Below are 23691 nucleotides of genomic sequence, written 5' to 3'. Positions count from 1 at the left end.
GAACGGCGTTCTCAGCTTGCGGCCTCGACCGCGCGCGCCCGCCTCGCCTTCTGCTGCCGGCTCGCGCGCGGCGGATTCCGGCTGGCCGTTGGAAACGGCATCATCCGAACGGGGATTGTCGTCCTGCATTGCTGTATTCGTTGTCACTGGGACAGCTCCGAATTTCAAACTTGGGTAGGCCTGCCTGCGGCAGGCTCGTCATCATCTGGGGATGCCGGCTCTCGATCAGCCTCGGGCCGCTCAAAGCCTGCCTCGTCCGATTCCGGGGAGGCGGCATCCGGGTCAGGCCGAACAGGATCAGCAAGACCGGAAGCGGGCTCATGCCCGGCGGCGCCAGGCGCCACGGTATCGGTCTCGTCAATCGGGTCGGTCGGTTCCGCGTGTTTTGCGTTCTCGACGCTTTCCTTTGCAGCACCGGCTTCTGGGGCATCGGCGGCCATATCGGAAATGTCGTTGTCAGCCGCGTCGTCGGGAAAACCGGACATGGCTAACGTATTGGACAAGCCTTCGGCTTGCTCCCGGACGGTGGATTCGTCTGCGGGATCCGCGCCTTCTTCTGTGCGCGAAAGCACGGATTCTACGCTATCGACGGGAGCTATGGGTACATCCTGTTCCGAAACAGACAATTCCGCAACCGGAATACTGACCTCGGATTCCTCGCCCTCGCCCGCCATGGCGTCAGCCGCGCCTTCGGAGCGCGCGCCCGCATCGACGCCAGCCTCGCCCTCGGAACCCGCTTCGCCATCGGCATCCAGCGCAGCCTCGGCGACCAGCTCAGGCTGCTGGCCGGCTGATTCCTCGCCCTCGCCAGGCGCATCGCTCTCGGCCGCACCTTCCTCTCCACCCAGCACCTGCTGCACTTCGCCCAGATCCAGCCCGGCGAGCGCCGCGGCCGCCTGCGCGGATTCCAGCGCGGGCAATTCATCCAGCGCACGCAGGCCCAGGTCATCCAGAAACTGGCGCGTGGTGCCGAACAGCGCCGGGCGGCCCGGTGCGTCGCGATGGCCGATGACTTCGATCCAGCCCCGATCCTCGAGCGCTTTCACGATCTGGGAAGATACGGTGACGCCGCGGATATCCTCGATGTCGCCCCGCGTCACGGGTTGGCGCCAGGCCACGATGGCCAGCGTTTCCATTACGGCGCGCGAGTACTTCGGCGGCTTTTCCGGATTGAGGCGTTCAAGGTAGCGCTGCATGCGCGGGCGGCTCTGAAAGCGCCACCCGGTGGCCAGTTGCACCAACTCCAGGCCGCCATCGGCCCAATTGGCCTGCAGCGTTTCCAGCAACGTGCGCAATGCGCTGTTGTCGAATTGTTCATCGTCCCCGAACAGCTTGCGCATATCGGACAGGTGCATCGGCTGCGCCGCGCAAAGCAGCGCGGTTTCCAACACGAGTATTGCCTCGCTATCGTTCATCGACATTCAAATTCAAAAAGGGCTAACTTGCGCTAGGTTGAAAATAAGGCTACTATTCATTTCTCAGACGCGGGGTGGAGCAGTCTGGCAGCTCGTCGGGCTCATAACCCGAAGGTCGTAGGTTCAAATCCTGCCCCCGCAACCAAATTGATGATCTAGGCCTGGCGCACGCGCCAGGCCTTTTTCATTTGCGGCGCCGGAAAGAATCCACAAGCGCGGCAAGCCAGCCAGCCCGCGCAGCCGCATGCCGGCGCGCGCACCCGCCGCCAGACCGGCAGCCTTGACGGCTCGCCAGCAACAGACAGCATTGGTTTGCGAAATTTTCACTGGATTCCTGTGTTTACCGCCATGCGCCCCGGATATGCATACCCCGGACATGTGCTGAAACGACCGCGCCAATCGGGATTGGGCGGAATGCCTGCCGCGGCCCTCTCGGCAAACACTCAAGCAAATTCTGGAAAAGCCGGCAGAAATCGCCGACCAGCCCGCGGAGCACGCCAGCAAACTGGCGCCATCTTCCCGCGGCAATCGATATCAAGGACCTGAATCATCGAGGTTCGGGCAGCGCGGACGGACCGCAGCAATCCATAAACCCGATACGTTCCCCCTGGCGCACGCGGAAACGGGTTCCGCAGTGCCGCAGCTCACCTGAGCTGCAACCACGATTCTTGGATGTTTTCTAAGACTACAGGCTGAAAGGCACAAAACCCGCCACGCCTGATATGTTCAAGCAGTTGTTCGATTATACCGCCATATACCCCACCCTCAAGCCTGCGCAACGCCAAACGCGGCGCGAAAACTACGCTGCAGGCTTGTCCCATGGCGTGGATTCGAGGCGGCCCACCAGAAAATCCAGCATGGACCGCAAGATCAGCGGCATCTGGCGGCGCGAGACATAAACACCGTAAATACCCAATTCCTGAGGCTTGCTTTGCGTCAGAATGGCCCGCAAGCGGCCCGACGCAATGTCGTCCGCGGCGTAGTAAGTTGGCAGCATGGCGATGCCCGCGCCCTCCAATGCCGCGCGCGACAGCACCGACACTTCATTCGCACTGATGTTGCCGCTGACAGGCACGTCCACCGGCTCGCCGTCGCGCTCGAAGCGCCACAGACTCTTGCCGAAGTAGGAATGGGTCAGGCAGTTGCGCAAGGACAGATCCTCGATGCGGGCCGGCACGCCTTCACGCTGCAGATACTCGGGCGAGGCGCACACCACCGAGCGGCAGACCGCCAGCTTGCGGGCTATCAGATTGGGATCCAGATCATTGGTGATGCGCACGGCCAGGTCCACGCGCTCTTCCACCAAGTTGACGGCCCGGTCCACCAGCATCAGGTCGACCGAGGTGCCCGGATGCAGCTTGACGTAGTCGGTAATGGCGCTGGCCAGATGGCGGGAGCCGAACGACATGCTGGTGGTGATGCGCAGCAGCCCCCGCGGCGTATCGTCCGGAGTCGATACCGCATTGCGCAGGTCCCCCACCATGTCCAGCATCTGCCGGCAGCGCGGCAGCGTTTCAGCGCCGGCGGGAGTCAGACTAAGGCGCCGCGTCGTGCGATGCAGCAGGCGCACCCCCACCCACTGCTCCATTTCCGCCAGATAGCGCGACACCATGGCGCGCGACATGTCCAGATGAATCGCCGCCGCCGACAGGCTACCCCTGTCAGCGACTTCCACGAACACCTGCATGGCTTTCAAACGATCCATGATTGTCTCGATTCTTGCACCAGACCGCTCCGGTTATACCGTATTTCGGTGCAACGCCGACACCAAAATCGCGACCATCGCCCGCAAGACCCAGACCCTCGGACAAGAACAATCAAGGGACAGGCTGCCCAAGTGCAGCCCCCAAGGCGGCGCGAACCTCCGCTGCCTCAGGCCCGCGCAAGATGCAGACCAGCCGCGACTCCCGCCCCCCGTCCGGCCATTGATCCAGCTGATTCACCGGATAGAGCTCGCCATGGACGCCATGCACCTCGCACGGCAGCACCTCGCCCTCGAAGCACAGCAGCCCCTTCATACGTAGCAAGCCCTGCCCGTAGCGCTCCAGGATCCGCGACATGCCAGCAAGAAACGCCGCCCGCGCGACTGGAGCAGCCAAAACCAGGGAGAAACTGCCCACCCCCCCATGACTGGCCGCCCGAGGCTGCGCAAACGGCCGCAGCCAGTTCGCCAGGGCGGCGCCATCGCGCCTGGCCTGCACATCCAGCCCAGCCCGCAGCGCATCGGCAAGCGGCGCATCAGGCCATTGCACGCAGCGCTGCGCGCCCGGATTGATACCGGCGACCGCCTGCTCCAGGCGCTCCAGGCTCGCCGCGTCCGACAGGTCCGGCTTGCTGAACACCACGACATCCGCCAGGGCCAGCTGCCGCGACGCCTCAGGTTGCCGCTCCAATTGATGCAATCCGTTGCGCGCATCCGCCAAGACGATCGCTCCCCGATACGCATAGCGCTCGGAAAGGAAGCGGTCGTGCTTGAGGGTGAACAGGATGGGCGCGGGATCGGCCAGCCCGCTGGTTTCGATGAGCACGCGGCGAAAGGGTTTGATCTTGCGACTGAGCGCCAGCATGAACAAGTCGCGCAAGGCGTCGACCACCGCGCCGCTGACGACGCAACACAGGCAGCCGCCCTCGACCAGGACAATATTGTCGCGGGCCTGGCGCACCAGATGATGGTCGACGCCGACCTCGCCGTATTCATTGACGATGACGACCGCGTCGGCGTACGCCGGATCCCGCAACAGCCGGTTGAGCAACGACGTCTTGCCGCTACCCAGGAAACCGGAAATCACCATCACGCCTATGCGCTTGTCGTCCATGTCCGATCTCCGTGCCCGCCATTCCGATGCGGAAAACCAAAAGGGCCACTCACTTGCGTGAATGGCCCTGAATTCTTTGGCTCCCCGAGCTGGGCTCGAACCAGCGACCTGCGGATTAACAGTCCGTCGCTCTACCGACTGAGCTATCGGGGAACTGCTAAGAAACGAGATTATGAACTAAAAAATCAGACCGTGCAAATCGCCGGGTTTTTTCGGCGTTTTGCTCGCACGGTTTCCCATGGCCAAAAAACTCTGATATGATCTCGGTCTTTCCAGATCGGACCCCATAAATCAGGGCCAAGAGACGGGAAAAATCAAGATGTTTTGCTTGCGGTTCCAGCATCGCGGGAACGAAGCAAATGGTCTTGCCGGCATAGCTCAGTTGGTAGAGCAGCGCATTCGTAATGCGAAGGTCGTAGGTTCGACTCCTATTGCCGGCACCAGATTTCAAAAAGCAGCCCTCTCGGGCTGCTTTTTTCATTTCCGCGCCCTTCTACACGCCCCCTTCCACGCGGAATCCCCGCCAGGGAACTCCCGCCCGCCACCACGCATCCAACCTGCTGGACCATCCTGGCGGACACGACATGCGCATCCTTCTTGTTGAAGACGATCTCATGATAGGCGAGAGCGTGCTGGACTGCCTGCGCGCTGAACATTACGCCGTCGACTGGGTCAAGGACGGCAACGCCGCGGAACTCGCGCTGCGCACCGACACCTACGACCTCATGCTCCTGGACCTGGGCCTGCCCAAGCGCGACGGCCTGTCGCTGCTGCGCGACCTGCGCGCGCGCAAGGACCGCACGCCGGTCCTGATCGCCACCGCCCGCGACGCGGTGAGCGACCGCATCGCGGGCCTGGACGCCGGCGCCGACGACTACGTGGTCAAGCCCTACGACGTGGACGAGCTGCTGGCCCGCATGCGCGCCCTGATCCGGCGCAGCGCGGGCCGTGCCGAGCCGGTGTTCGAGCACGAGGGCATCACCATAGACCCCCAGTCCCACGCCGCCATGGTGGACGGCACCCCCGTGACGCTCACCGCGCGCGAATGGGCCGTGCTCGAACCGCTGATCGCGCGCCCCGGCATGATCTTCTCCCGCGCCCAGCTCGAGGAAAAACTGTACAGCTGGAAAGAGAGCATCAGCAGCAACGCGGTTGAGGTTTATATTCATGGCCTGCGCAAGAAACTGGGTCCGAACCTGATCCAGAACGTCAGAGGCGTCGGCTATGTCATCCCCAAAACATGAGCATTCCGCTTAGCTACTCACTGAGAGCCAGGCTGCTTTTTTTCCTGTTGGCCGCCATCGTGGTCGGCGCGCTGGTGCAAGGCGCCATCGCCTACCGCAGCACCTTGGCGCAAGCCGACGACATCTTCGATTCGCTGCTGCAGCGCACCGCCCTGTCGCTGGGCACCGGCGACGGGCTGCTCAGCACAGGCCCGACGCACGCGCGCGGAGCGGGCTCCCCCATCGCCGACGACCTGATCATCCAGATCTGGACTCCCGACGGCGTGCGCGTCTTCAATTCCCGCTCGCGCCGCCCGCTGCCGGACCAGATTGTGCTCGGCTTCTCCGACGCGAAAATGGAAGGCAGCACCTATCGCGTGTATTCACTGGCCACGCCCTTCCAGGTCATCCAGGTGGCGCAGGACATGGGCGTGCGCACGAGCATGGCGCGCGCGCTGGCGCTGCGCACCATCGCCCCCATCGCCGCCGCGGCGCCCCTGCTGATGCTGATCGTCTGGTGCGTGGTCAGTTGGTCGCTGCGGCCCGTGAAACGCGCGCGCGCCCAGGTCGCGGCGCGGCAGCCCGAGGACCTCTCTCCCGTCAGCGTGCAGGGCCTGCCCGACGAGATCCGGCCGCTGGTCCAGGAACTGAACCTGCTCCTGGAACGCATGCGCGGCGCCTTCGCGCAGCAGAAACAGTTCGTGGGCGATGCAGCGCATGAGCTGCGTTCGCCGCTGACTGCGCTGCGCCTGCAACTGCAGGCCCTGCAACGCGCGGGCGACTCGGACGCGCGCCGGCTGGCCGAACAGCGCCTGACCGCCGGCATCGACCGCGCAACGCGCCTGGTGGAGCAGTTGCTTTCCATGGCGCGCCATGAAAGCGCGGCCGGGCAGGCACCCGCCATTGCGGTGGACCTGGCCGACGTGCTGCGCCAGGCGCTCTCCGAAATGCTGCCCCAGGCCAACGCCAAATCGATCAGCATCGACCTGGACGGCGCCCCGCAGGCCTGGGTGCAAGGACAGCGCGAGGCGCTGACGCTGCTGGTGCGCAACCTGCTGGACAACGCGATCAAGTACACGCCTGCCGGCAAGCGCATCCATCTCCATCTGGAACAGTCCGCCCACGAGGCCGCCCTCCTGATCGACGATGAAGGCCCTGGCGTCGCGCCGGACGAGCGCGAACGCGTGTTCGACCGCTTCTACCGCGTCGAAGGCAATGCGCAGCATGGCAGCGGCCTGGGGCTGGCGATCGCGCGCAGCATCGCCGACCAGCACGGCGCCACCATAGAACTGCAGGACACACCGACCGGCGAAGGCCTGCGCGTGAAGGTAGCTTTCCCGACTTAAGACTCGTCCTTAAGGCTCGCCTAAGTGTCAGGCCCGAAGATTGCGCCATGTCCTTCAACATGAACGCAGGAGCCGACATGAAGACCACCCAAATGAAACCCTCGCGCCTGGTGCTGGCGCTGCTGGCTGCCGGCGCCATAGGCGGCGCGGGCGCAACCGCCTTCACCGGCGGCGTTTCGATGGCGGCCAACGCGCCGGCCGTCACGTCATCCCTCCAGGCGCCCGGCACGTCCAGCCCGCCCAACTTTGCGCAGATCACGCGCGACTTCGGCCCGGCCGTGGTGAATATCAGCGTCAGCGGCACCCGCAAGGTCTCCGCCGACGAAGGCGACCCCTTCGCCCAGTTCTTCGGCCAGATCCCCGGCGCGCGCGGCCAGCGGCCCTCGCGCGAAGTACCGATGCGCGGCGAAGGCTCCGGCTTCATCGTCAGCGCCGACGGCATCATCCTGACCAATGCGCACGTGGTCCAGGACGCCAAGGAAGTCACGGTAAAGCTGACCGACCGCCGCGAGTACAAGGCCAAGGTGCTGGGCTCGGATCCGCAGACCGACGTGGCCGTCCTCAAGATCGACGCCAAGAACCTGCCGGTGGTGAAGGTGGGCGACGTCAACCAGCTGCAGGTGGGCGAATGGGTGCTGGCCATCGGCTCGCCCTACGGCCTGGAAAACACGGCTACCGCGGGCATCGTCAGCGCCAAGGGCCGCTCGCTGCCCGACGACACCTCGGTGCCCTTCATCCAGACGGACGTGGCGGTCAATCCCGGCAACTCGGGCGGCCCGCTGTTCAACGACCGCGGCGAAGTGGTGGGCATCAACTCGCAGATCTACAGCCGCACCGGCGGCTTCCAGGGCCTGTCGTTCTCGATTCCGATCGACGTGGCCTACAAGATCAAGGACCAGATCCTGGAACACGGCAAGGTGCAGCACGCCAGGCTGGGCGTGACGGTGCAGGAAGTGAACCAGGACCTGGCCAACTCCTTCAAGCTGGATACGCCCTCGGGCGCGCTGGTGTCCAGCGTGGAGAAAGGCAGCGCAGCCGACAAGGCCGGCCTGCAGCCCGGCGACGTGGTGCGCAAGATCGACGGCAAGACCATCGTGTCGTCAGGCGATCTGGCCTCCACCATCACGCTGGCCACCCCGGGCGAGAAGATCAAGCTGGACGTCTGGCGCAATGGTTCGCAGAAGGAACTGGTCGCCACCCTGGGCGGCGTACCCAAGGACAAGACCCAGGCCTCGGCGGGAGACCAGGAGGTGCAGCGCGGCCAGCTCGGCCTGGCGCTGCGGCCGCTGAGCCCGCAGGAGCAGCAGGCGGCCGGCGCCGAGGGCCTGCTGATCGAACGCTCGGTCGGACCTGCCGCCAAGGCCGGAATCGAGCCAGGCGATGTGCTGCTGTCCTTGAACGGCGTGCCCGTGCACAACGTCGCGCAGGTCAAGGAAGCGCTGTCCAAGGCGGGCAAAACGGTCGCCCTGCTGGTACAGCGCGGCGAAGACAAGATCTTCGTGCCGGTGCAGATCGGCTGAGCCGGTCCGCCCCGGGCTGTCGCTACTCCGCGTCGGGCTGCTTGCCCGGCGCGGCCGCCTCGAAGGCCGGCAGCGCGCGGCAAGCGGCGTCGATGCGCACGACGTTGGGCATGGCCGACAGATCGCAGTCGAAACGCTGGGCGTTCGCCACCTGGGGCACCAGGCACAGGTCGGCGATCGTGGGCGTATCGCCGTGGCAGAAACGGCCGGTGGCGGCGGAGCCCGCCAGTTGCGCCTCCAGGGCTTCCAGGCCCTGATGCACCCAGTGCTTGTACCAGGCGGTCTTGGCGGCCTCGTCCACGCCCAGGGTGTGCTTCAAGTACTTCAGCACGCGCAGATTGTTCAAGGGATGCGTGTCGCAGGCGATGCCCAGCGCCAGGTCCCGCACCCGCGCGCGGCCTATCGCGTCCGCCGGCAGCAGCGGCACTTCGGGATGAGTTTCTTCCAGGTATTCAATGATGGCCAGCGACTGGCCGATGACGGCGTCGCCATCGATCAGCGTGGGCACCAACGCGGTCGGGTTCAACTTGCGGTAGTCGGCCAACAACTGCTGGCCGCCATCCTTCAGCAGATGCACGGGCAGATACTCATAGGGCAGGCCCTTGAGGTTCAGAGCGATGCGCACCCGGTACGCGGCCGAGCTGCGAAAGTAGCTGTACAACTGCATGAAGTCTCCTTGATGTTCTGAAGCGGCGCCGCGCGCTGCGGCGGGGCGCCCGCCTGCTTATTCCAGCGATTCCGTCTGCGCCGACTTGCGGGACAGGCCCTTGGGCAGCGGAAACGCCACATTCTCTTCCAGGCCCGGCATGGTGCGCACCGACACCGCGCCCAACTCCTTGACCCGGTCGATCACCTGCTGCACCAAGATCTCGGGCGCGGATGCGCCTGCCGTCACGCCGATGCGCTTGCGATCCACCAGCCAGGCCGGGTCGATGGACTGCGCGCCATCGATCAGGTAGGACGCCACGCCCTTGCGCTCGGCCACTTCGCGCAGCCGGTTGGAGTTGGAACTGTTGGGGCTGCCCACCACCAGCACCAGGTCGCAATCCGGGGCCATGACCTTGACCGCGTCCTGGCGGTTCTGGGTGGCGTAGCAGATATCGCTTTTCTTGGGCTCGACGATATTGGGGAAGCGCTGCTTGAGCGCGCGGGACACGGCTGCCGCGTCGTCCACCGACAAGGTGGTCTGCGTGACGTAGGCCAGGTTGTCGGGGTTGGCCACCTGCAGGCCGGCGACGTCTTCGGCGGTCTCGACCAGGTACATGCCGCCCTGAGCCTGGCCCAGCGTGCCCTCGACCTCGGGATGGCCCTTGTGGCCGATCATGATGATCTCACGGCCGGCGGCGCGCATGCGGGCCACTTCGATATGGACCTTGGTGACCAGGGGGCAGGTGGCGTCGAACACGCGCAGCCCGCGGGATTCGGCCTCGGCCCGCACCGCCTTGGACACGCCGTGCGCCGAGAACACCACGATGGCGCCAGCAGGCGCGTCGTCCAGCTCGTCGATGAAGATGGCGCCCTTGGCGCGCAGGTCTTCGACCACGTAGCGGTTGTGGACGATCTCATGGCGCACGTAGATGGGCGCGCCGTGCAGCTCGAGCGCGCGCTCGACGATGTCGATGGCTCGATCCACGCCGGCACAGAAACCGCGCGGCTGCGCCAGCAGGACTTCGGCGTCGGCGGCGGTGACAACCTGGCTCATCAGAGAACTCCCAAGAGCGCCACGTCGACCCGCAAGCTGATGCCCGCGAGCGGGTGGTTGAAATCGAACAGGGCCGACTGGTCGTTGATTTCCTTCAGGACGCCCGAATACCGTCCACCATTGGGCGCGGCGAATTCCACCAGGTCGCCCGGCTCGAAGGTGGCGTCGGCGCCGGCGTGCTCGGCCAGCATGGCGCGCGTGACACGCTGGATGAGTTCGGGGTTGCGTTCGCCGTAGGCGTCGGCCGGCTCGACCGTGACGCTGAAGCGTTCGCCTTCGGCGCGGCCGACCAGCGCGGCCTCCAGGCCGGGCGCCCATTGGCCGCCGCCCATCTGCAGCGTGCCGGGACGGCCGTCGAAGGTGTCGGCGAACACGGAATCCTTGCCCGGTCCGGAGGCCAGCGTGATGCGGTAGTGCAGCGTCAGGTAGGAATCCGGACGGACAAAAACGTTCACTTCATTAGAGGCGATGTTCAAGATCTGCCACCGTATATGCAATTGAATAATCCTTGATTTTAGAGCCTCTTATGAAATTGTCCGACCGGCTGCCCAAACACGAGCGCCCCAGAGAGCGACTGCTGCGCCACGGCGCCGGATCGCTCCAGGACTCGGAATTGCTCGCCATCGCCCTGCGCACCGGCATTCCCGGCCTGGACGTGGTGCAATTGGGCAGCCAGCTGCTGGCCAGATTCGGCGGTCTGCGGGGCCTCCTGGGCGCGACCGCCGAAGAGCTGACCACGGTCCCCGGCCTGGGCGCGGCCAAGGCCTGCATGCTGGTCGCCCTGCTGGAACTGGCCCGCCGCGCCATCGAAGAGGATCTGACCCGCAATAGCAACCTGGCCCACCCGCTGCAGGTAAAGCAATATTGCAAGATGGCGCTGGGGCACCGCCACGTGGAACACTGCATTGCGCTCTATCTGGACAACCGGCTGCGCCTCATCGCCACGGGCGAACTGGCGCGCGGCACCCTGTCCCAGGCATCGGTCTACCCCCGCGAAGTCGTGCGCGAGGCGCTGCGGCACCATGCGGCGGCCCTGATCATTGCCCATAACCACCCCTCCGGCCTGGCCGAACCCAGCGCCGCGGATCGCGGATTCACGCAACACCTGAAACAGGCGCTGGCGCTGGTGGACATCCGGCTGGTGGACCATCTGATCGTCGCCGCCGGCACTGTCATCTCCATGGCCGAACTCGGCGGCGTGTAGGGGCTGCAGCCGGCGCCCGAATTCGTTAGACTAGCGCCCGCAATTGTTTTAGGCTTAACGCATCTCCCGACCCGATCCGCCTGACATGAAACGCTTGTGGGACATTTCCCCGCCCGTCTCCACGGCGTCGCCAGTCTTTCCTGGCGACACGCCGTACCGCCAGCAATGGAAATGGTCGCTTGCGCCCGGCTGCCCGGTCAACGTCAGCGAAATCACGCTGTCACCGCACATCGGCGCGCATGCTGACGCCCCCCTGCACTACCAGAACGGCGCCGCCGCCATCGGCGCGGTGTCCCTGGAACCGTTCCTGGGGCCCTGTCGCGTCATACACGCCATCGATTGCGGCCCTCTCATCACGGTGGATCACCTGGCCCATGCGGCCTTGAACCTGCCGCCCCGCGTGCTGGTCCGCACCGCCAAGCATGCGGCGCAGGACTGGTGGACCGACGACTTTTCCGCCTACGCGCCCCAGGCCATCGAATGGCTGGCCGAACGCGGCGTCATGCTGATCGGCCTGGATACGGCCAGCATCGACCCCGCGTCCAGCAAGACCCTGGACAGCCATCACACGATCTTGCGGCATGACATGCGGGTACTGGAGAACCTGGTGCTCGACGATGTGCCGGAAGGCGATTACGAGTTGATCGCCCTGCCGTTGGCGCTGATCCAGGCCGATGCCAGCCCGGTTCGCGCCATCCTGCGCGAACTGTAGGCTGGTCCGCTGGCCATGGGCGGCCGATCCGAAGTCGGCCGCCGGTTCTGGAAGCACGACCATGAAACACCATTCCGATCTGCATGCGGCGCTTGCAAGCGCCCGCCCCCATGCGCCCTCGTGGCGCGCCCTGCCCGCCTCCGCGCGCCGCGCCGCGCCGCCCTGCCTGGGAGGCCGCGCATGAGCCACTCCGAACGCCCCGAGGACATCGTCCGCGAGGAAAAAGCGCAGTTGGACTTCACGCGCGACATGACCTACGGCGATTACCTGCATCTGGACGAACTGCTGGGCGCGCAGCATCCGCTGTCGCCCGAGCACAACGAGATGCTCTTCATCATCCAGCACCAGACCAGCGAACTCTGGATGAAGCTGATGCTGCACGAACTGCGCGCCGCCATCGCCAACGTGGCCGCCGACCGGCTGCAGCCCGCCTTCAAGATGCTGGCCCGCGTCAGCAAGATCATGGAACAGCTGGTCCATGCCTGGGACGTGCTGGCGACCATGACACCGCCCGAATACTCCGCGCTGCGCCCCTATCTGGCGCGTTCCAGCGGATTCCAGAGCTACCAGTACCGTCAGGTCGAATTCCTGCTGGGCAACAAGAACGCCGCCATGCTCAAGCCACATGCGCATCGCGAAGACCTGCTGGCCCAGGTCCGCAGCGCCTATGACGCCCCGTCGCTGTATGACGAGGCGTTGCGGCTGCTGGCACGCCACGGCCTGGACGTGCCGGCCGACCACCTCGACCGCGACTGGACCCAGCCCTACCAAGCGTCGGCCGGGGTGGAAGCCGCCTGGCTGACGGTCTATCGCGAGCCCGACCGCTACTGGGATTTGTATCAGCTGGGGGAAAAGCTGACCGACCTGGAAGACGCGTTCCGCCTGTGGCGCTTTCGCCACGTGACCACCGTCGAACGCGTCATAGGCTTCAAGCGCGGCACGGGCGGCACGTCGGGCGTGGATTACCTGCGGCGCATGCTGGAAGTGGTGCTGTTTCCCGAAATCTGGAAGCTGCGCACGGATCTTTGAACGCCGACAAGCATCCGCCCCCAATTTCTGGCAAGGGTGTGCCCCTGCAACAGGCACCTTTCCCTCTTGGCCTGGCCAAAATTCCCATGCTAGAATTTGGGGTTACTTTTTGGATACGTGGCTAGAACCGCCCACGAGTGTCCGGCCGCTAGGCAAACCCGATGAGCATATCAGCCGGGTACCAAGCAGGCGGGATACCGGGCATCCTGGCTGGCGACCCTAACAACTTGCAAGGCTCGAAAGAGCCCTAGGAAAGCACCATGAAAGAAGGCATTCACCCCGAATACCGCGAAGTCGTCTTCGCCGATCTGCAAACGGGCAACAAGTTCATCACCCGTTCGACCCTGCACACGCGCGAAACCATCGAACTGGATGGCAAGACGTACCCGCTCTTCAAGTGCGACGTGACCTCCGAATCGCACCCGTTCTACACGGGCGCCCAGACCCGCATCGTCGAAACCGGCCGCGTGGAAAAGTTCCGCGCCCGTTTCGCCCGCACTGCCGGCACGGTCAAGTCCGCTTCCTGATCCTGTCGCTCCCACGGGAGCCGCAGCAAAAAGGCAGCCTCCGGGCTGCTTTTTTTTCTCCCTGGCCGTCCGCTCATGACGCTGGGTACTAGCGCAATCAGACCACTCGGTTACATTAACGCCCGTGTCCCCACTTTCCATTTCCACTCCGGCCCGGCTCACGTCCGTGGCTACCGCGAAACTGCCCAGACTGATACTGCTGGGCTTGTCGCTGGCCTATATCGTGGCCGGCCTGTTCATGCGCGACCCGTGGAAAACAGATGATGCGGTGGGGCTGGCGACCATGCTCACGGCGATCCGCGAAGGCGGCATCACCTGGCTGCTACCGCAGGTGGGACACCTGGCCCACGCCGAGGAAGGGCCACTGATCACCTGGGTGGGTGCAATCTGCATCTGGCTGTTCGGCCCCTTCATCGGCGACATTACCGCCGGCCGCCTGCCCAATCTGCTGTGGTTCGGCATCACCGCGACCAGCGTCTGGTACGGCACCTATCTGCTGGGACGCCGCGCCGAAGCGCAACCGCTGGCCCTGCCCTTCGGCGGCGAGCCCGAGCCGCGCGACTACGGGCGCATGCTGGCCGACGCCGCGCTGCTGCTACTGCTGGCCACGGTCGGCATCCTGCAGCGCACCCACGAAACCACTGTCGTGCCCGCCATCATGGCGTGGCAGGCGCTAGCCTTCTATTCGCTGGCGCGCAGCATAGACCGGCCGTTCACCGGCAGCACCACCCTGGGCATTGCCCTGGCGGCCAGTTTCCTGACCCGTGGCTGGGTCGGCGCCCTCCCCATCATGGTGGGCGCGGCCCTGGCTTTCTACCCCCGCAGCCAGCTATGGAAATGCCGGCGCTGGCTACCCTGGGCCGCGCTGCTTGCCGCCCTCCTGATCCTGGCCTGGTGGATTCCCGCCAGCCACAGCAGCGAGTACTGGATCCGCAACTGGAAGACCTGGAACCTGGCTTCCTTCGCCTTGCCCTCCTGGCACGACATGGGACGCACGCTGCGCGATCTGCCCTGGTACCTGTGGCCAACCTGGCCGCTGGCGCTGCTGGCGGTCTGGCGCTGGCGCGCTTGGCTCTATGCGCCCCACATCTGGCTGCCCCTGGCCTTGCTGGTCTGCTCGGCGCTGGTGCTGTTCGGCCTGGAAGAAGCCACGGACTCCGAGTACGTGCTGCTGGCCGTGCCCTGCGCGGTGCTCGGCGCGTTTTCACTGCCCACGCTGCGTCGCGGCGTGGTCAACACGCTGGACTGGTTTGCCGTCATGTGTTTTTCCCTGACGGCTGCCACGGTCTGGCTGGGCTGGGTCGCGCTGCATTTCCAATGGCCGGCGCAGATTTCCCGCAATATCGCGCGCCAGACCACCGGCTACCAGCCCGAGATCTCCTGGGTGGCGTTCGCGCTGGCCGTGGGTTTCACCTTGGGCTGGATCGCGCTGGTGGTATGGCGGCTGCGGGGGCGGCCGCAAGCGCTGTGGCGCGGCACCGTGCTGTCGGCCGGCGGCCTGACGGTCACCTGGATCCTGCTGGTGTTGCTTTGGCAGCCCGCGGTGGACTACGCCCGCAGCTATCGCACCGTGTCGGGCCAACTGGCCCAGGCGCTGGAGCAGAACGTGCGCCCCGGCGAGTGCGTACGCGGGTTGAGCCTGGGCAGCGGGCAGCGCGCCTCGTTCCTGATCTTCAATAACCTGACGTTCACCTTCGACTCCAAGTGCACGCTGGTGCTGCAGCAGACCAGCAACCAAAGCCTGCGGGACAATACCGCCGCCTACAGCGACGGCGCCGAGGTGCTGTGGCAAGGCGGCCGGCGCGCTGATCGCCAGGAAGTGTTCCGCCTGCTCAGGGTCGGCTCTCCCCGATGACGCCGGCGCCCGCTGCGCCGATGAGCTTCGGCGCCACCCTGCGCGGCATCGCCAGGCAGGCGTGGCCGGTGCTGGTCAGCCAATGGGCCGGCATCTCCTTCGGCGTGCTCGACACCGCCATGACGGGCCACTCCAGCGCCGCCGACCTGGCGGCGATGGCCTTGTCCGCATCCATCTACATCACCATCTTTGTCGGGCTGATGGGCGTGGTGCACGCCCTGATTCCCATCCTTGCCCAGCACTTCGGCGCCGGCAACAACCTCGAGGTCGGACGCAGCTGGGGCCAGGGCGTGTGGCTGGCGCTGGGACTGTCGGTGGTGGGCGCCGTGTTGTTGCTGTTCCCGGACATGTGGCTGTCCATGTCGGGCGAAGTCGCCCCAGGCGTGCGCGAACGCATCGGCTCGTATCTGCAGGCCCTGGTGCTGGCCCTGCCCGCGGCGCTGGTGTTCCGCACCATCTACGCGCTGGGCACCTCGGTCTCGCGTCCCAAGCTGGTCATGGCCATCAACCTCACGGCGATCGGCTTCAAGGCCTTCTTCAACTGGCTCTTGATTTACGGCAATCTTGGCCTGCCGGCCATGGGCGCCACAGGCGCCGGCCTGGCGACGGCGGTGGTGTCGTGGATGAGCCTGGGCCTGGGCCTGTGGGTCATCACCCATGACCGCTACTACCGGCGCTTCAAGCTGCATGTCGGCAAGCCCGACTGGAAGACGCTGAAGGAGCTGTTGCGCCTGGGCATCCCCATGGGCGGCTCGTATCTGGTGGAAGTGTCGGCCTTTACGTTCATGGCCCTGCTGGTGGCGCGCGAAGGCACCTTCGTGACCGGCGGCCACCAGATCATGTCCAACCTGGCCGCGCTCTGCTACATGATGCCGATGGCGCTGGGCGTGGCCACGGCCGCCCTGACTGCGCAGGCCATCGGCGCGGGCAATCTCGCCCATGCGCACCGCACCGGCATGGCGGGCCTGACGCTGGGCATCCTGGGCGCGCTGCTCACGGCGGCGGTGCTGCTGGCCGGCAGGCCGCTCATCCTGGCCGCCTACACCAACAACCCCGAGGTGGCCGCGGTGGCGACCACGCTGCTGGCCGTGCTGCCCCTGTTCCACCTGTTCGATTCGATGCAGTGCATCAACTCCTACCTGCTGCGCGCCCACAAGGTAGCGGTGGTGCCCCTGCTGCTGCAGGTGGTGGCTCTGGCGGGCGTGGGGCTGGTCGGCGGCTGGTGGTTCGGCTTCGGCCCGGGGCGCGGCGGCCTGGACGGCGTGCGCGCCATCCTGGTTCCCGGTTCGCCCCAGGGCGCGGGCAGCATGTGGCTGATGGCCATGGTCGGCCTGGGCCTGTCGGCCGCCCTGCTGCACTACTGGTACCGGCGCATCGTGCGCGGGACGATCAAATAAAAAAAACAGCCTTGCGGCTGCTTTTTTTGGGACCTTATTTCGGCCGTTTGTCGATCACACGCCGCGCCTTGCCGGTCAACGTGCGTTCCACGTGGCCCGAATCCGACACCTGGATGCGCGCGCTGACGCCGATGTGCGTCTTGACCGCGTGCTGCAGCTGCTTGCCCAGGTTCGCGCGCTCCGCATCCGACAGCGTCGAGAACTCGGCGCGCAATTCGGTCAGGATTTCCAGCTCGTCCATATTGCCGGTGCGCGACAGCACCAACTGATAGTGCGGAGCCAGCTGGGCGATCTTCAGCACCAGCTCCTCGACCTGCGTCGGGAACATGTTGACGCCGCGCACGATCAGCATGTCGTCGCTGCGGCCGGTGATCTTGCCGATGCGCCGCATGCTGCGTGCGGTCGGCGGCAGCAGGCGCGTCAGGTCGCGGGTGCGGTAGCGGATGATGGGCATCGCTTCCTTGGTCAACGAGGTGAACACCAGTTCGCCCGGCTCGCCGTCGGCCACGGGTTCGCCCGTGTCGGGATTGATGATTTCCGCGTAGAAGTGGTCTTCCCAGACCACTGGGCCGTCCTTGGTCTCGACGCATTCGCTGGCGACGCCCGGCCCCATCACTTCGGACAGGCCGTAGATGTCCACGGCGTCGATGCCGGCTTCGGCCTCGATGTCGGCGCGCATCTGTCCGGTCCAGGGTTCGGCGCCGAAGATGCCGATGCGCAGTGAACTTTGACGCGGATCAATCCCCTGGCGGCGCTGTTCCTCCAGAATATTGCAGAAGTAGGAGGGCGTGACCATGATGATGTCCGGACGGAAATCGTTGATCAGTTGCACCTGCTTTTCAGTCTGTCCGCCCGACATCGGGATGACCGTGCAGCCCAGGCGTTCCGCGCCGTAATGCGCGCCCAGGCCGCCGGTGAACAGGCCGTAACCGTAGGCCACGTGCACGGTGTCGCCGGGTTTGCCGCCCGCCGCGCGGATCGAGCGCGCCACCAGGTTGGCCCAGTTGTCCAGGTCGCTCTTGGTGTAGCCCACCACCGTCGGCTTGCCCGTGGTGCCGCTGGAGGCATGGATACGCGAAATACGCTCGCGCGGCACGGCGAACATGCCGAAGGGATAGTTCTCGCGCAGTTCCTTCTTCGTGGTGAAGGGGAACTTCGAGATATCGGACAGTTGCTTCAGGTCGTCGGGGTGCACGCCGGCTTCATCGAAAGCCTTCTTGTAGTGCGGCACGTTTTCATAGGCATGCTTGAGCGACCACTTCAGGCGCTCCAGTTGCAGCGCGCGCAGCTCATCCTCGCTGGCATGCTCGATGGGGTCCAGCCCCGGCTTGCTCATGGTGTTGGACATGGTTATCTCTCTCCTGAAATTCTCTCTGCGCGGAGCCCGGTCGCGCGACGGGCGGAAGCCCTGCCCGCTCGCGGCCCGGCCCGCGGCCGTATCTTTGGTTGGATGGCTGGCTCAAGCGTCCGCGGGGACGCCGACGATCTGCCCCTTGATGCGATAGGAGCGGCCGCGGAACAGCGCCACGTTGCGTCCATCCTGGTTGGTCACGGTCACGTCGTAGACGCCGGTGCGGCCGGCCAGCGAGCGTTCCTGGGCCACCGCGGTCAGCAGGTCGCCTTCGAAGCCCGGGGCCAGGTAATCGATGGTGCAGCCCGAGGCCACGGTGCTGACGTTGCGCGAATTGCAGGAAAAAGCAAAGGCGCTATCCGCCAGGGCGAAGATGAATCCGCCGTGGCAGGTTTTGTGGCCGTTCAGCATGTCGGCGCGCACGCGCATCGTCAGGCGCGCAAAACCCGGCGCCATTTCCTCGACTTTCATATCCAGGCCCTGCGACGCCGCGTCGTCCGCGTACATCGCGGTACCGACGGCTTGCGCCAGTTCCTGGGGATCGGCCGGCACTTCGACCGCGGGAACGTGTGCGTTCATTCTTATTGCCCCTTGAATTGCGGTTCGCGCTTGCCGAGGAAGGCGGCCACGCCTTCCGCGTAGTCCGCGCTGCGGCCCAGTTCGCGCATCATGTCGCGCTCCAGGTCCAGCTGCGTGGACAGGTCATTGCCCAGGCTGGCCTGCATGGCCCGCTTGGTGAAAGCCAGGCCCTTGGTGGGCGCCTTGGCGAAGTGCTGCGCCAAGCGTTCCAGCGTGGCATCGAATTCTTCGTCCGCCACGCATTGCCAGATCAGGCCCCACTCCTCGGCCTGCTTGGCGCTGAGCTTATCGCCCAACAGGGCCAAACCCATGGCGCGGGCGCGGCCCACCAGGCGCGGCAGCACGAAGGTGCCGCCGGTGTCGGGGATCAGCCCAAGACGGCAGAACGACTGGATGAACATGGCCGAAGCCTTGGCGATGACGATGTCGCCAGCGAACGCCAGATTGGCGCCCGCGCCGGCGGCCACGCCGTTCACGCCCACCACGACCGGCATGGGCAAGGCGTTCACGCGGCGCACCAGCGGCCCGTAGAACTTGTCGACGGTTTCGCCCAGGTCGGGCGGCGTGCCGTCGGCCGCGGGCTTGCGCTCGCTCAGGTCCTGGCCGGCGCAGAAGCCGCGGCCCGCGCCGGTCAGCAGCAGCACGCGCGCACCTTCGGTTTCCACGCGCGCCAACGCGTCGGCCACTTCGCCGTGCATGTTGGCCGTGAAGCTGTTCAGCTTGTCGGGACGGTTCAGCGTCAGGCGCGCGATGCCGCCGGACAGGTCAAATTGAATGTCTTGATAGGTCATATCAGTTATCCATAGCGGGCACGTCACTCGCATCAGAGATTATGCGCAACGCCCAACCCGGGCCGCGCGGAGCCGGCTTTGCCGAGCCGCAGCTTCCCCCTCGAGGGGGAAGCGCGCAGCGCTTCGGGGTGGGATCAAACATGACGGCGGGTTTGCACCACGCGGAAGCGGTTGGACACGAAGGCCGAGTCCGACAACGCGGCGTTGGCGGCCGGGTTGGCGCCGGTGCCGTGGAAGTCGCTGAAGGCGGCCGTCTGGTTGACGAACACGCCGCCCGTCAGGTTCAGCGACAGCGACACGCCCGAGACTTCCGCCGCGTCCTGCACCTGATCGGCAACGGCGTCGCTGGTGGTGTAGGCGGACAGCGACAGCGCGCCATGCTTGATCACGCTGTCGCGCGCCAGCTGGATGCTGTGGGTGGTGGAATCCGTGGCGACCACGAAGGCGATCGGGCCGAACCATTCCTGGCTGATGGCGGCGTTGCCGGCTTCCGTGCGCAGCAGCAGCGGCGTGCGGACGCGGGCGTTCTCGAATTGCGGGTGCGTCAGCGCCTTGCTGTCGGCCACCACCGGCAGGCCCAGCGCGCGGGCCTTCTCGATGCGCTCGACGATACCTTCGTTCTGGATCGCGCCGGTCAGCTCGACAGCCTTGGCGGCATCGGCGCCGACCTTCTCGACCGCGGCGCCCAGGGCGGCCGCGACCTCATCGAAGCTGACACGGCCTTCCGGCGTCTGGATGCCGTCGCGCGGCACGTAGATGTTCTGCGGCGCGGTGCACATCTGGCCCGAGTACAGGGCCAGCGAGAACGCCAGGTTGCGGGCCACGCCCTTCAGGTCGTCGGTGGAATCGATGATGACCTGGTTGACGCCGGCCTTCTCGGTGTAGACCAGCGCCTGGCGGGCGTTGTTCTCCAGCCAGTCGCCGTTGGCGGTGCTGCCGGTGAAGTCGACAATCTTGACGGCCGGGTCCAGCGCCAGCTTCTGCGCGGTGTCGTCGCCGGCGGCATGCGCGGCCAGCAGCACCACGTCCGGGTCAAAGCCCGCCTCCTGCAGCACTTCGCGCGCCACCTTCACGGTGATGGCCAGCGGCAGGATGGCGCCGGGGTGCGGCTTGACGATGACCGTGTTGCCGGTAGCCAGGCTGGCGAACAGGCCGGGGTAGCCGTTCCAGGTCGGGAAGGTGGAGCAGCCGATCACCAGCGCGACGCCGCGCGGCACCACGGTGAACTGCTTTTCCATGCGGATCGGATCATTCTTGCCCTGCGGCTTTTCCCAAACGGCCACGCCGGGGATGCGCGACATTTCCTGCCAGGCGTAGGTCACGGCTTCGAAGCCGCGGTCCTGCGCGTGCGGGCCGCCGGCCTGGAAGGCCATCATGAAGCCCTGGCCGGTGGTGTGCTGGACCGCATAGGCGATCTCGAAGCTGCGCTTGTTCAGGCGGGACAGGATTTCCAGCGACACGCCCACCCAGGCGCGCGGACCGGCGCGGCGCCAGTCTTCCAGCGCGCGCTTGGAAGCGGCGATCAGCTTGTCGGCGGGCACGCGCGGATAGGTGATGCCCAGGTCGAAGCCGAAGGGCGACTGCTCGCCGCCCACGGTGCCGTCGGCGTCATGCAGGTTCAGCGGGAAAGGCTTGCCTTGCAGCGCTTCAAAGGCGGCGCGGCCCTCGTCGTTGGCGGTCTCGCCATAGTTGCGGGGGCTGGGCGACTCGGCGAAAGGGCTCCAGTAGCCGCGCAAGGAGGCGGCGGCCATGGCTTGTTCCAGCAGGGGCTGGTGGCGTTCGAAGAATTGTTGGGACACTGCGTCTCTCCAAATGGATATGGTTTTTTCTGCCTGGCGCGGGCCGGGTCAGGTTTCCTGGTCGAAGTCGATGACCAGGCGGTCGCTGACCGGAAAGCTCTGGCAGCTCAGGATGAAACCGCGCGCCACTTCGTAGTCTTCCAGGGCGAAGTTGGCGTCCATGTCCACCTCGCCTTCGATGACCTTGCAGCGGCAGGTGGAACACACTCCGCCTTTGCACGAATACGGCAGTTCGATGCCTTGCGCCAGCGCCGAATCCAGCACGCTGTCTTTATTCTTTTCAATCACGAACATACGGCTGTGGCCGTCCTGCACCACGGTCACCTCGCACTGGCCCTTGCCAGGCGCCTGGCGGGCGTCCTGGCCGGTGCGCAATGCGCGCGGCCCCTTGGGCGCGCCGAACAGTTCGAACTTGATGTTCGACTTCGGAATGCCGCGGGCCTGCAGCCGCTCGACCACGCTTTCGGTCATGGTCTGCGGGCCACAGACAAAAGCGTAATCGATATCCTCGGGACTCATCCAGGCCGCCATCAGCTGGTCGACCTTGTCGCCGTCGAGGCGACCGTTGAAAAGTTCGATGTCCTGGGTCTCGCGGCTCATGATGTAGACCAGCGAGAAACGCTCCATGTAGAGGTTCTTCAGGTCTTCGATCTCTTCGCGGAACAGCACGGCCGACGAGGCGCGATTGCCGAAGAAAAGCGTGAACGTGCTGTCAGGCTCGGTCGACAACGCGGTCTTGACCAGCGAGAACACGGGCGTGATGCCGCTGCCCACGGCAAACGCCACATAGTGGCGCTTGTTTTCGGGGGAAAAATCGACGGTGAAGTTGCCGGCCGGCGCCATGACTTCCAGGGTCTGCCCCGGTTGCAGCTCATGGTTGGCCCAGCTGGAAAAAACGCCCTCGTCCACCTTTTTGATGGCCACGCGCAACAGCTTGTCATGCGGCGCGGAACAGATGGAGTAGGAGCGGCGCTGTTCCTCGCCATTCAGCTCGGTGCGCAGCGTCAGGTACTGGCCCGGCTGGAAGGCGAACTCTTGCGCCAGCGTCTCGGGCAGGTCGAAGGTCACGACCACGGCGTCGCGCGTGTTGCGCGCCACCGAGGCCACCGTCAAGGCATGGAATTGGTTCTGGCTCATTGCGAAACCGCTCTCAGTGAGTCTTGAAATAATCGAAGGGCTCGCGGCAAGACACGCAGCGATACAGCGCCTTGCACGACGTGGAGCCGAAGTTGCTGACCAGGCGCGTGTCTTTCGAACCGCAGCGCGGGCAGGCGATGGCGGGGCCGGCCGCGCGCCGGCTGATGCCCGAGATGTCGACGGCGCGTTCGGCGGGCGCGGCGATGCCGTAGCCCTTGAGCGCCTCGCGTCCCTTTTCGCTCATCCAGTCGGTGGTCCAGGCCGGCGCCAGCCGGGTTTCCACACGGACCTCGTCGACGCCGTGGCGGGCCAGCGTCTGCTGGATGTCCTGGGTGATCTCGCGCATGGCCGGACAGCCGGAATACGTGGGCGTGATGACCACGACACAGGCGTCGCCATCCCAGGACACGTCGCGCACCACGCCCAGATCCACCACGGACAGCACGGGGATCTCCGGGTCGGGAACCTCCTGCAGCCAGGCGTACACCTGGTCGGCGGAAACGGGCGCAAGCGCGTTCACCACGTCGCTCCCGGATAGGCGCGCGGCAGGAACTGCATTTCCGCGAGCACGTAGCCCAGTTCCTCGGTGTGCCTGCCCTGGCGGCCGCCGCGATACGCAAGGTGGTTGGCGGCGGACTCGTCAGGCACGGTCAGGGTGGCTTCTTCCAGCACTTCGCGCACATGCGCCAGCCAGGGCTGGCGCAGGGCCGACAGCTCACAGCCGATGGCGCGGGCGGCGACGTCCTGGTCGATGGCGTCGTCGGCGAACAGCTCGCCGGTGAAGCGCCAGGCGTCGTCGATGGCCGCCTGCATCTTGGCATGGCTTTCCGCCGTGCCGTCGCCCAGGCGCACCACCATGTCCGAGGAACGGCGCACGTGATACGTCACTTCCTTGATGGCCTTGGCCGCGATGGCGGCGACGCGTTCGTCGCTCGACTGCTCCAGGCGCTGCAACAGGAAGTAGTGCCAGACGTCGAACAGGAACTGGCGCGCCATGGTGTCGGCATAGTTGCCGTTGGGGCGTTCCGCCAGCAGCACGTTGTGGAACTGGTGCGCGTCGCGCAGATAGGCCAGCGCGTCTTCGTCGCGGCCGGCGCCTTCGACTTCGCCTGCCAGCGTCAGCCACATGCGGGCCTGGCCCAGCAGGTCGAGCGCGGTATTGGTCAGCGCCAGGTCTTCTTCCAGGATGGGGCCGTGGCCGGTCCAGGCGCCCAGCCGCTGCGACAGGATGAGCGAGGAATCGCCCAGGCGCAGCAGGTATTCAAACAGAGTCTTGTCCATGTCTCCC

Annotated in this window: 23 protein-coding genes and 3 tRNA genes; 12 read left to right on the top strand and 14 right to left on the bottom strand. The window is 65.8% G+C overall.

The genetic code is table 11. From position 1 onward, the window contains the following. Window positions 1–164: 164 nt before the first annotated feature. Window positions 165–1415, bottom strand: a complete 1251-nt coding sequence (gene scpB / locus WBB14_RS26795; RefSeq protein WP_424242445.1) for an SMC-Scp complex subunit ScpB — start codon at window positions 1413–1415, stop codon at window positions 165–167. 68 nt (window positions 1416–1483) lie between these two features. On the opposite strand from scpB, the gene WBB14_RS26790 reads away from it, so the two are divergent. Further along, a tRNA-Met gene (locus WBB14_RS26790) sits at window positions 1484–1560 on the top strand. Between the two features lie 654 nt (window positions 1561–2214). Here WBB14_RS26790 and WBB14_RS26785 read toward each other — a convergent pair. The 3 genes from WBB14_RS26785 to WBB14_RS26775 form a co-directional block, all read right to left on the bottom strand. Beyond that, window positions 2215–3120: a LysR family transcriptional regulator gene (locus WBB14_RS26785; protein WP_424242444.1), complete on the bottom strand. Its 906-nt coding sequence runs from the start codon at window positions 3118–3120 to the stop codon at window positions 2215–2217. 112 nt (window positions 3121–3232) lie between these two features. After that, window positions 3233–4231 carry a CobW family GTP-binding protein gene (locus WBB14_RS26780; protein ID WP_424242443.1) on the bottom strand — a complete coding sequence of 333 codons (999 nt, stop codon included), beginning with the start codon at window positions 4229–4231 and terminating at the stop codon, window positions 3233–3235. 77 nt (window positions 4232–4308) lie between these two features. After that, a tRNA-Asn gene (locus tag WBB14_RS26775) sits at window positions 4309–4384 on the bottom strand. Window positions 4385–4598: 214 nt separating this feature from the next. Here WBB14_RS26775 and WBB14_RS26770 point away from each other — a divergent pair. The 4 genes from WBB14_RS26770 (at window position 4599) to WBB14_RS26755 (ending at window position 8320) form a co-directional block, all read left to right on the top strand. Beyond that, window positions 4599–4674: transfer RNA gene (locus WBB14_RS26770), tRNA-Thr, on the top strand. A 141-nt stretch (window positions 4675–4815) separates the two neighbouring features. Then, a complete protein-coding gene (locus tag WBB14_RS26765) occupies window positions 4816–5475 on the top strand; it encodes a response regulator (RefSeq protein ID WP_332011761.1) in 660 nt (219 codons plus the stop codon). Then, window positions 5472–6800 carry an ATP-binding protein gene (locus tag WBB14_RS26760; protein WP_424242442.1) on the top strand — a complete coding sequence of 443 codons (1329 nt, stop codon included), beginning with the start codon at window positions 5472–5474 and terminating at the stop codon, window positions 6798–6800. Before WBB14_RS26765 ends, WBB14_RS26760 begins: the two co-directional genes overlap by 4 nt. Before the next feature lie 77 nt (window positions 6801–6877). Continuing rightward, window positions 6878–8320, top strand: a complete 1443-nt coding sequence (locus tag WBB14_RS26755) for a DegQ family serine endoprotease (protein ID WP_424242441.1) — start codon at window positions 6878–6880, stop codon at window positions 8318–8320. A gap of 22 nt (window positions 8321–8342) precedes the next feature. Here the strand turns inward: WBB14_RS26755 and maiA are convergent, their stop codons facing one another. Genes maiA through WBB14_RS26740 form a run of 3 tightly spaced genes read right to left on the bottom strand, consistent with a single transcriptional unit; the run spans window position 8343 to window position 10498 of the window. After that, window positions 8343–8987, bottom strand: coding sequence for a maleylacetoacetate isomerase (maiA, locus tag WBB14_RS26750; RefSeq protein WP_424242440.1), 645 nt, complete (start codon window positions 8985–8987; stop codon window positions 8343–8345). Between the two features lie 57 nt (window positions 8988–9044). Beyond that, on the bottom strand, window positions 9045–10022 hold the full coding sequence (gene ispH / locus WBB14_RS26745) for a 4-hydroxy-3-methylbut-2-enyl diphosphate reductase (protein ID WP_424242439.1): 978 nt from the start codon (window positions 10020–10022) through the stop codon (window positions 9045–9047). Beyond that, window positions 10022–10498, bottom strand: a complete 477-nt coding sequence (locus WBB14_RS26740) for an FKBP-type peptidyl-prolyl cis-trans isomerase (RefSeq protein WP_424242438.1) — start codon at window positions 10496–10498, stop codon at window positions 10022–10024. The genes ispH and WBB14_RS26740 overlap by 1 nt, the downstream gene beginning before the upstream one ends. A gap of 50 nt (window positions 10499–10548) precedes the next feature. Here WBB14_RS26740 and radC point away from each other — a divergent pair, with 50 nt between their 5' ends. The 7 genes from radC to WBB14_RS26705 all read left to right on the top strand — a co-directional run bounded on the left by radC (window position 10549) and on the right by WBB14_RS26705 (window position 16746). Further along, a complete protein-coding gene (gene radC, locus WBB14_RS26735) occupies window positions 10549–11226 on the top strand; it encodes a RadC family protein (protein WP_424242437.1) in 678 nt (225 codons plus the stop codon). Between the two features lie 85 nt (window positions 11227–11311). Beyond that, entirely contained in the window at window positions 11312–11938 is a 627-nt protein-coding gene (kynB, locus tag WBB14_RS26730) for an arylformamidase (protein ID WP_424242436.1), read from the top strand. Window positions 11939–11999: 61 nt separating this feature from the next. Continuing rightward, window positions 12000–12122, top strand: coding sequence for a hypothetical protein (locus WBB14_RS26725; protein ID WP_424242435.1), 123 nt, complete (start codon window positions 12000–12002; stop codon window positions 12120–12122). Then, complete coding sequence (gene kynA, locus WBB14_RS26720; RefSeq protein WP_424242434.1) at window positions 12119–12967, top strand: tryptophan 2,3-dioxygenase; 849 nt, start codon at window positions 12119–12121, stop codon at window positions 12965–12967. Before WBB14_RS26725 ends, kynA begins: the two co-directional genes overlap by 4 nt. A gap of 260 nt (window positions 12968–13227) precedes the next feature. Then, window positions 13228–13494 (top strand): type B 50S ribosomal protein L31, encoded by a 267-nt coding sequence (locus tag WBB14_RS26715; protein ID WP_424242433.1) that lies wholly within the window; start codon window positions 13228–13230, stop codon window positions 13492–13494. A 124-nt stretch (window positions 13495–13618) separates the two neighbouring features. Next, entirely contained in the window at window positions 13619–15349 is a 1731-nt protein-coding gene (locus WBB14_RS26710; RefSeq protein ID WP_424242432.1) for an ArnT family glycosyltransferase, read from the top strand. Continuing rightward, window positions 15346–16746, top strand: a complete 1401-nt coding sequence (locus WBB14_RS26705) for an MATE family efflux transporter (protein WP_424242431.1) — start codon at window positions 15346–15348, stop codon at window positions 16744–16746. The genes WBB14_RS26710 and WBB14_RS26705 overlap by 4 nt, the downstream gene beginning before the upstream one ends. Before the next feature lie 34 nt (window positions 16747–16780). Here WBB14_RS26705 and paaK read toward each other — a convergent pair whose 3' ends face one another. The 7 genes from paaK to paaC form a co-directional block, all read right to left on the bottom strand. Further along, entirely contained in the window at window positions 16781–18094 is a 1314-nt protein-coding gene (gene paaK / locus WBB14_RS26700; protein ID WP_175210047.1) for a phenylacetate--CoA ligase PaaK, read from the bottom strand. 111 nt (window positions 18095–18205) lie between these two features. Next, window positions 18206–18676: a hydroxyphenylacetyl-CoA thioesterase PaaI gene (paaI, locus tag WBB14_RS26695; RefSeq protein ID WP_424242430.1), complete on the bottom strand. Its 471-nt coding sequence runs from the start codon at window positions 18674–18676 to the stop codon at window positions 18206–18208. 2 nt (window positions 18677–18678) lie between these two features. After that, a complete protein-coding gene (gene paaG / locus WBB14_RS26690) occupies window positions 18679–19467 on the bottom strand; it encodes a 2-(1,2-epoxy-1,2-dihydrophenyl)acetyl-CoA isomerase PaaG (RefSeq protein WP_424242429.1) in 789 nt (262 codons plus the stop codon). Window positions 19468–19601: 134 nt separating this feature from the next. Then, window positions 19602–21266: a phenylacetic acid degradation protein PaaN gene (paaN, locus tag WBB14_RS26685; protein ID WP_424242428.1), complete on the bottom strand. Its 1665-nt coding sequence runs from the start codon at window positions 21264–21266 to the stop codon at window positions 19602–19604. A 48-nt stretch (window positions 21267–21314) separates the two neighbouring features. Next, window positions 21315–22403 carry a 1,2-phenylacetyl-CoA epoxidase subunit PaaE gene (paaE, locus tag WBB14_RS26680; protein WP_424242427.1) on the bottom strand — a complete coding sequence of 363 codons (1089 nt, stop codon included), beginning with the start codon at window positions 22401–22403 and terminating at the stop codon, window positions 21315–21317. Between the two features lie 13 nt (window positions 22404–22416). Then, the gene (gene paaD / locus WBB14_RS26675) at window positions 22417–22923 is read right to left on the bottom strand and encodes a 1,2-phenylacetyl-CoA epoxidase subunit PaaD (RefSeq protein WP_424242426.1); all 507 of its coding nucleotides are present in this window, start codon (window positions 22921–22923) and stop codon (window positions 22417–22419) included. After that, window positions 22920–23684 (bottom strand): 1,2-phenylacetyl-CoA epoxidase subunit PaaC, encoded by a 765-nt coding sequence (gene paaC / locus WBB14_RS26670; RefSeq protein ID WP_424242425.1) that lies wholly within the window; start codon window positions 23682–23684, stop codon window positions 22920–22922. Before paaC ends, paaD begins: the two co-directional genes overlap by 4 nt. Between the last annotated feature and the right edge of the window lie 7 nt (window positions 23685–23691).

The organism is Achromobacter sp. (assembly GCF_049647645.1).
Classification (GTDB): domain Bacteria; phylum Pseudomonadota; class Gammaproteobacteria; order Burkholderiales; family Burkholderiaceae_B; genus Achromobacter.
Note: the sequence above shows the minus strand (reverse complement) of the source record. Positions and strands in the feature narration are given on the sequence as shown.

Bases quoted from the DNA above. Each gene is read 5' to 3' on its own strand.
- scpB (WP_424242445.1), bottom strand. From the start codon at position 1,415: ATGAACGATAGCGAGGCAATACTCGTGTTGGAAACCGCGCTGCTTTGC.
- WBB14_RS26785 (WP_424242444.1), bottom strand. From the start codon at position 3,120: ATGGATCGTTTGAAAGCCATGCAGGTGTTCGTGGAAGTCGCTGACAGG.
- WBB14_RS26780 (WP_424242443.1), bottom strand. From the start codon at position 4,231: ATGGACGACAAGCGCATAGGCGTGATGGTGATTTCCGGTTTCCTGGGT.
- WBB14_RS26765 (WP_332011761.1), top strand. From the start codon at position 4,816: ATGCGCATCCTTCTTGTTGAAGACGATCTCATGATAGGCGAGAGCGTG.
- WBB14_RS26760 (WP_424242442.1), top strand. From the start codon at position 5,472: ATGAGCATTCCGCTTAGCTACTCACTGAGAGCCAGGCTGCTTTTTTTC.
- WBB14_RS26755 (WP_424242441.1), top strand. From the start codon at position 6,878: ATGAAGACCACCCAAATGAAACCCTCGCGCCTGGTGCTGGCGCTGCTG.
- maiA (WP_424242440.1), bottom strand. From the start codon at position 8,987: ATGCAGTTGTACAGCTACTTTCGCAGCTCGGCCGCGTACCGGGTGCGC.
- ispH (WP_424242439.1), bottom strand. From the start codon at position 10,022: ATGAGCCAGGTTGTCACCGCCGCCGACGCCGAAGTCCTGCTGGCGCAG.
- radC (WP_424242437.1), top strand. From the start codon at position 10,549: ATGAAATTGTCCGACCGGCTGCCCAAACACGAGCGCCCCAGAGAGCGA.
- kynB (WP_424242436.1), top strand. From the start codon at position 11,312: ATGAAACGCTTGTGGGACATTTCCCCGCCCGTCTCCACGGCGTCGCCA.
- WBB14_RS26725 (WP_424242435.1), top strand. From the start codon at position 12,000: ATGAAACACCATTCCGATCTGCATGCGGCGCTTGCAAGCGCCCGCCCC.
- kynA (WP_424242434.1), top strand. From the start codon at position 12,119: ATGAGCCACTCCGAACGCCCCGAGGACATCGTCCGCGAGGAAAAAGCG.
- WBB14_RS26715 (WP_424242433.1), top strand. From the start codon at position 13,228: ATGAAAGAAGGCATTCACCCCGAATACCGCGAAGTCGTCTTCGCCGAT.
- WBB14_RS26705 (WP_424242431.1), top strand. From the start codon at position 15,346: ATGACGCCGGCGCCCGCTGCGCCGATGAGCTTCGGCGCCACCCTGCGC.
- paaK (WP_175210047.1), bottom strand. From the start codon at position 18,094: ATGTCCAACACCATGAGCAAGCCGGGGCTGGACCCCATCGAGCATGCC.
- paaI (WP_424242430.1), bottom strand. From the start codon at position 18,676: ATGAACGCACACGTTCCCGCGGTCGAAGTGCCGGCCGATCCCCAGGAA.
- paaG (WP_424242429.1), bottom strand. From the start codon at position 19,467: ATGACCTATCAAGACATTCAATTTGACCTGTCCGGCGGCATCGCGCGC.
- paaE (WP_424242427.1), bottom strand. From the start codon at position 22,403: ATGAGCCAGAACCAATTCCATGCCTTGACGGTGGCCTCGGTGGCGCGC.
- paaC (WP_424242425.1), bottom strand. From the start codon at position 23,684: ATGGACAAGACTCTGTTTGAATACCTGCTGCGCCTGGGCGATTCCTCG.